The 6313-nt window shown below is 42.2% G+C and carries 10 protein-coding genes and 2 riboswitches; of the genes, 3 read left to right on the top strand and 7 right to left on the bottom strand.

Annotated features, from left to right (window positions below; genetic code table 11):
• The coding region (locus tag ASU00_RS26105; RefSeq protein WP_236712677.1) for a hypothetical protein at positions 1-344 on the top strand (344 nt) is incomplete at its 5' end.
• Here the strand turns inward: ASU00_RS26105 and ASU00_RS09315 are convergent.
• A complete protein-coding gene (locus ASU00_RS09315; protein WP_057913183.1) occupies positions 345-887 on the bottom strand; it encodes a VUT family protein in 543 nt (180 codons plus the stop codon). It lies immediately after the preceding gene.
• A 51-nt stretch (positions 888-938) separates the two neighbouring features.
• Positions 939-981, bottom strand: a riboswitch (PreQ1 riboswitch).
• 199 nt (positions 982-1180) lie between these two features.
• Here ASU00_RS09315 and ASU00_RS09310 point away from each other — a divergent pair.
• Together ASU00_RS09310 and ASU00_RS09305 are read left to right on the top strand one after the other, a co-directional pair.
• Positions 1181-1672: an SRPBCC family protein gene (locus ASU00_RS09310; protein WP_057913182.1), complete on the top strand. Its 492-nt coding sequence runs from the start codon at positions 1181-1183 to the stop codon at positions 1670-1672.
• Between the two features lie 29 nt (positions 1673-1701).
• On the top strand, positions 1702-2142 hold the full coding sequence (locus ASU00_RS09305; RefSeq protein ID WP_057913181.1) for an SRPBCC family protein: 441 nt from the start codon (positions 1702-1704) through the stop codon (positions 2140-2142).
• A 63-nt stretch (positions 2143-2205) separates the two neighbouring features.
• Here ASU00_RS09305 and ASU00_RS09300 read toward each other — a convergent pair whose 3' ends face one another.
• The 6 genes from ASU00_RS09300 to queC form a co-directional block, all read right to left on the bottom strand.
• Positions 2206-3195 carry an HD domain-containing protein gene (locus ASU00_RS09300; protein WP_057913180.1) on the bottom strand — a complete coding sequence of 330 codons (990 nt, stop codon included), beginning with the start codon at positions 3193-3195 and terminating at the stop codon, positions 2206-2208.
• Between the two features lie 356 nt (positions 3196-3551).
• The gene (locus tag ASU00_RS09295) at positions 3552-3965 is read right to left on the bottom strand and encodes a hypothetical protein (protein WP_057913179.1); all 414 of its coding nucleotides are present in this window, start codon (positions 3963-3965) and stop codon (positions 3552-3554) included.
• Positions 3966-3976: 11 nt separating this feature from the next.
• Positions 3977-4120 carry a hypothetical protein gene (locus ASU00_RS25390; RefSeq protein WP_161809719.1) on the bottom strand — a complete coding sequence of 48 codons (144 nt, stop codon included), beginning with the start codon at positions 4118-4120 and terminating at the stop codon, positions 3977-3979.
• 135 nt (positions 4121-4255) lie between these two features.
• Positions 4256-4984, bottom strand: coding sequence for a 7-carboxy-7-deazaguanine synthase QueE (queE, locus tag ASU00_RS09290; RefSeq protein ID WP_057913178.1), 729 nt, complete (start codon positions 4982-4984; stop codon positions 4256-4258).
• Entirely contained in the window at positions 4977-5447 is a 471-nt protein-coding gene (gene queD, locus ASU00_RS09285; protein ID WP_082630235.1) for a 6-carboxytetrahydropterin synthase QueD, read from the bottom strand. The genes queE and queD overlap by 8 nt, the downstream gene beginning before the upstream one ends.
• Positions 5447-6112, bottom strand: a complete 666-nt coding sequence (gene queC, locus ASU00_RS09280; protein ID WP_057913176.1) for a 7-cyano-7-deazaguanine synthase QueC — start codon at positions 6110-6112, stop codon at positions 5447-5449. The genes queD and queC overlap by 1 nt, the downstream gene beginning before the upstream one ends.
• 54 nt (positions 6113-6166) lie before the next feature.
• Positions 6167-6209, bottom strand: a riboswitch (PreQ1 riboswitch).
• Positions 6210-6313 lie beyond the last annotated feature (104 nt).

Here is a 6313-nt window from a genome sequence, read left to right as displayed (position 1 = left end):
TTTATCTACGAAATTGGAGATTTATCGATCATTCTTTCTGTTTTATCTACGAAATTGGAGATTTATCGAACAAACTTTCTGTTTTATCTCCGAAATTGGAGATTTATCGATCAATCTTTTTGTTTTATCTGCCAAATTGGAGATTTATCGAATTACCTCATATAAAAAAGGGCTTAGTTCGGCCCTTTTTTGTTTATTTCTATGTGCTTGCGATAATTGGCGCAGGAGAGCTTCATGCAGTTGCCTTGGACTTGTGGACCGTATTTTTGACGAAAGGCCTCGAGGCAATAGCATCTGTCTTCTTTCTTTTCGGATCGATCCATCACGCGCTTCACTCCTCCTAATCAACCGGAGATTACGCGTTTCTCCAGTTTTATATGAATTTGTCCAAGCAGTACGGCACCGATTGACTGGATGATTGTTTTTACGATGATTTGACCGATGATCGCTGCTGGTACGGCTTCCCATGGCAGGATGTTGGCACCGAGTGGGCTTAGGCCAATCACGACAAAAAGCACCGAATCGAAGAATCCGCCAACAATCCCGCTGTAAAATACTCTCCAGCTCATCGGCAGTTTTAGGCGGGTATAAATTTCTGTGTCAGCCGTTTCTGCCACGATGAATGATAACGCAGAGGCGAATACGATCAATAAAGTGTCCCCTAATAGAAATGATACACATGCAGATAATATAAGTGCGGTAATGATGCATAAATAGGTCTTCGCCCGGCCGAATTTATTCTGGACCAGATCTCGAAAGATGAACGTCCCCCCAATGAGCAACGTTCCCATCGGAATGATGAAGACCCCAAAATGTAAGGGCGCAAAAGCTGCGGTCACCACATTTGCGGTAATGATGGATACTAAATACAATACTATTCTTAACATTTCTTACAATCTCCTCTTACAGAAAAAACAGCACCCTAAGAAAGAGCACTGTTCTCCTTAGTTTTTTTGAGAGGGTAGCTAGAACCTCTTCCGCCAGAGCGAATTATTTTTTTCCTTATTCATCGTAGCCTGAAAAGGACTTGAAATCAAGAAGTTTCCATGTACCGTTTCCAACAATATCCGCCTTTCAGTGCTTGTTTTGCCGATTTTTGTCGTAGAAAACTGCTTGACCGGCTGTATATGAAAAGCCGACAATCATTGATAGAGTAATATGAACCAAAGGAGGAAAGAATATGAAAAATATGACATTTGCTTATACTATTTATATCGCCACCACACCAGAGCGGCTTTGGGAATCTCTAACTAATGGTGAAGTCACGAAGAAATATCACTTTGGCTGTCAAGTCCAAGCTGACTGGCAAAAAGGCTCCACCGTTACATATTTGCATGAAGATGGGCGAATTACTGATCATGGTATCATACTTAAATGCGAGCCATTTCACCTGCTCTCGTTTACATGGAACATGACAGGAGACGAAACGGCTCGCGACAATCCTACACGGGTCACGTTTGAACTAATGCCAATGGATGGTTCGACTGTGAAGTTAACGCTTAAGCATGAAGAGCTATTGGAGACGGATTTCGTTGCTGATGCTGCTACCTTTGAAGGCTTGAATAATGGATGGCCTGCCATTCTAAGCAACCTGAAGAGCTTGCTTGAAACTGGACGGACCTTGCCGCCAATAGCAGTAGATTGGGATAATGAAGAATGTGGAAAACTATAAAAACAAATTGAAAGAGAGTTGATTTAGTAATGGATACTCAAATCATCACGAAATTTAAGATCGTCAAGCCCACTAATGAAGTGTTTGAAGCCATAGTGAACCCTGAAAAAATCGGCAACTTTTGGTTCTCGTCGAGTTCTGAAAGATGGGAACAAGGCAGGGCGATTACATTGAGATATAACGAATACGATGCCGAAGTGGTTATAAAGGTGCTGGAAATCGAGGAAAATAGGAAAATCGTGTTTTCATGGGGGGAAAACGACCAAGAAACGGTGGTTAGAATTACACTAAACGAGCTGGATAAAAGTAGTACAGCTATTGAAGTGAACGAATCAGGTTTTAGTGAACACGACCCTGAAATAATAACCAAAATGATCGGACAAAAAGAAGGTTGGGTTTATACATTAACCTGTTTAAAGGGTTACTTGGAAAATGGCATTAATACGTTGAGAGCATCAATAATTTTTTAATTCTTAAAGATTAATTTTCCTACGGGAGAAAAAACTCAAGGATGAATATCACCCATGAGTTTTTTACCTTCCGTATAAAGTATCATTCGAAATTATTTTTAGATATACACCCCTCGAAGCGTTTTTATAGGCTTCAATGTTCATGTTCTTCACGTTTTCCGATAAACTGGATGCTTGTACTAATTGGGTTCCATGGATAACGGAAGGATCAATGAGACGCACTTTATTCTTCAGGTGTATATCGTAGTTCCATTGAGCCTCCTGTACCAATACGTTGCCGTGAATTCGTTTTAGCAGGTTTTGCAAATCATCGTCTTCAATGGATTTTAATAAGCGCATAACTTCTTCATCTTCACCAAGCAGGTCATACAGGCTGATCAGGTTTTTATCCAAGGTCCATTTCAAAGTCTTCGCCAAGGTATCATACCCATATATATTAAGCGGGTCCATGAAAAAATCGATCACTTCGCCATAATACGTCTTCACGAACCAAACAGCTGCCTCAAGATCATTTAGGCACATCCTTCCGTCCACTATGATTATATGCCCCAGAAAGTCTCTTACGGATTCCAGTCTGATGTTCCCATAGTGATACATGTCGTGGAGAGTATAATCCACCCGATCGGCACATAACTCAGGTGCTGGTTGTTCCAATAATTTCCACTCCGATTCAATGATAGTTTCATACTGATAGCCGTATCGCTTTAGGATCGAGGGGATTTCGGATTTCATAATGACTTGATTAAATATCTTTTCATGATAATCTTCCTCTTCGCAATCAAGAACAAAATCGATAACATGTGAAAATGCCGTGTGGGATACGTCATGCAGCAGGCCTGCAATTTGTTCCTCTAATGATCCTCCTAGCTTCTTGATTAGTAACATCACGCCATCGGAATGATCAAATCGTGTCACATTCCACTTCTCATTCACTAAATAACTGGCTCCGCCTTGATGGACCCCTTTTAATCGCTGGACCGGTTTGCTTAACATCAGCTCTTCAAGAACTCCCTCTATTTCGTGCTGTCCATAGATATTATCCGAAACGATCAATTTTAACTGCACTCCCTAAATGTTATTTTTAGTGATGGGCTTGCTTCACAAAAATGATTTCCCCACTCATATTTTCCTCATATTGCTTTCTTGTTAATTCCCTTAGTACTTTGCTGGTATTCACCAAGTAATGAGGTATGGTTGATTTCCCCTCCAATGCTCGCTTTCCGCGGGGCGGGCGGTGAGCCTCGCACTTCCGCTCCAATCAACCTTACATAGTTTCGTTTTGAAAACAGCAATCTTTACGAAAAAGAGCCTTTTAAAAATGGTAGAGCGAATAATAAACAACCTCTAAATATGATAATTATTGAAGATAATATTAATTATCCTTATTTTATTATATAAAGGTAATGTTGTTATTTAGTTAAATCGATTAGGGGCTCCTTTTTTTCTGTTACAGACACCTTCATATCTCCCATGAATTGACCTTGTACAAAAATCTGTAAATCCCAAATGCCGGTTTCAGTAAAGGTGAAAATCGTTGTCGCCATGGATACTGGAGCATCATTGCCCCCACTTTTAAAGCTGACTGGTTGCGGTGTATATGCTTGAGGTAATTCTTTGATGGGCGTTTTTATATTGATGACTTCCCCTTTAGCTGTAGCGGTAATTCCACTGCCAGCATGAGTGGCCGTTACCTTTAGGTCGCCTAGAGGATTTTCTTCACTCTTTCTCCAAAAAAGCCATTCCAATCCGGTTTGTTTATCCACTAGTAAAGGTTTATCCACAAAGCCGAATTTTCGGTCCATTCCCCTTATTACATGCAGCATCATCACATCTTCTACTTTTTCTTTATGGTGAATGTGGATGCTGCGCGCAAAGCTTCGTAATCAAAAGCGAATCCTATTTCATCAGCATTGGCCTCGGTTGGGATCGTCAAGTAAATCGGCAGCATCATGAATAGAACAGCATTTTTTGCTTTCATATGTCTCCTTTCACAGATCAAGGTTACTATGTTAGACGATGTGGGCGGATTTTAGTTTCACATTATGGTAACATTTCACTTTTTTAATCCATGAAAAAAGGCAGCGTGACTTTGCATCACACTGCCTCATCCTCTTTACACGCCCCGCTTGTTGCCCCATATATAGGTGTGCAGCTGCGGTAGAACCTTCACGTCATTCAATTCATCATCGGCTATCACTTTATCGATTAACGCTTCATATTTCTTCAACAATCCACTGATTAATTGCTGATCATCCGCCGTCCTGCTATCGTCATTGCCAACCTGCAGATAAAAAGGAATGCCGGGATATCGCCGATGTATATGTTTGGCATACTGATAATCTTCTTCATTGAAAACGACAATCTTCAATGAGACATGGTTTTTCGGGTTTCGGTCGGCTAGGTTCGCCATGATGAGATCGAGCACCGTAAAGTCCGTGTTCATTCCCGAGCTCGGCGGCTTAGGTGATAAAGTCAATTCATCAATTTCGAGAAACCAATCCTGCCAGCGGCTTCCTTGTGTTTCGACACCGATTTTCATTTCATGTTCATGCAGCAAGGCTATTAAGCCGTTTAGATTTTTCAGCAGTGCCGGATTCCCTCCAGATATCGTCACGAAGGAAAAACCGGAACCTCCAATTCGCTTCAGCTCAGTCCAAATTTCTTCAGCGGTCATTTGGACGGTATCTTCCTTCCCTGATCCATCCCAGGTAAAAGCGGAATCACACCACGAACAGGAATAATCGCAGCCAGCAGTCCTTACGAACATCGTCTTTTGGCCAATGACCATTCCCTCACCTTGGATGGTCGGGCCGAATATTTCCATAACCGGAAGTTTACTCACTTTCCATCCACTCCCGTCTTGCCTCAGCATAGCTTGTCGGGGTTTCGTAGAGACGGACAAATTCTACTCTGGCACCCTGATAATCTTTTAATGAGAGGGCTTCGGCCATTTTTTCATAAATCCAGACAACGATATTTTCAGCTGTTGTGTTCATGAGCGGGAGCGTTTCATTCAAATAACGATGATCGAGGTGGACTTCGATTTCATTTTTCCATATATCCTTCATGTCGCCGAAATCTATCATCAGGCCGCGTGAATCGGTATACCCGCTCAAGCCAAAGATGACCTTGTATGTGTGACCATGGAGATTCTTGCATTTCCCCTCATAATCGTGCAGATGGTGTGCTGCGTCAAAGGTGAATTCCTTGCTGACCAGTACTCTCTTTTTTGTATAGTTTAGTTGACTGCGTTGTATATCTTCATCTATTTTTTGGAGCTTATCGACGATTGTAAAACCATACATCATGAGAGGATCCTCCGTCTGCTTACATAGTCATCCAGCCCTTTCTTGCGCAGCTTACACGCAGGACATTCCCCACAGCCGTCAGATATGACGCCATTATAGCAGGTCAAGGTCTTTTCGCGGACAAAATCGAACGCGCCAAGCTGATCTGCAAGCTCCCATGTTTCTTCTTTATTCAACCACATAAGCGGCGTATCAATCACGAATGACTGGTCCATCGACATATTCAAGGTCACATTCAACGATTTAATGAAAACATCGCGACAGTCCGGATATCCGCTGAAATCGGTTTCGCAGACGCCTGTGACAATATGTTTAGCGCCAATCTGGCTGGCCAGCACTCCGGCAAACGAAAGGAAAAGCAAATTCCTCCCTGGCACGAATGTTGATGGCAATTCGCCGTCTTCGCCGTCCTTCACTTCGATGTCACTTCTCGTCAGCGCATTGGGTGCCAGCTGGTTCAGAAGCGACATGTCAAGGATATGATGATTAATGCCTAGCTCTTTAGCTATCTGTTGAGCGCATTCGATTTCCAAGCTGTGCCGCTGATTATAATCGAACGTCACCGCCTCGACCTCCTCGAACCTTTCCATTGCCCAAAACAAACAGGTCGTACTGTCCTGACCTCCGCTAAACACTACCACTGCTTTTTCTTTCTTCTTCATTCTATAAAACTCCTTTTTACGGAAAAAAACAGCACCCTAAGAATAGAGTACTGTTTCTCCTTAGTTTTTTTGAGAGGGTAGCTAGAACCTCTTCCGCCTTAACGCGGAATATACCATTTTCCAAGTCAATCGTAACTTGAAAACCACAAGAAATCAAGTTGTTTATAGAAGTAGCGACTAGCCCCAATGGGAAGCTTGGTA

Origin of the sequence: Peribacillus muralis (assembly GCF_001439925.1) — a bacterium.
Classification (GTDB): Bacteria; Bacillota; Bacilli; order Bacillales; family DSM-1321; genus Peribacillus; species Peribacillus muralis.
This window is presented reverse-complemented; position numbering and strand designations above follow the sequence as displayed.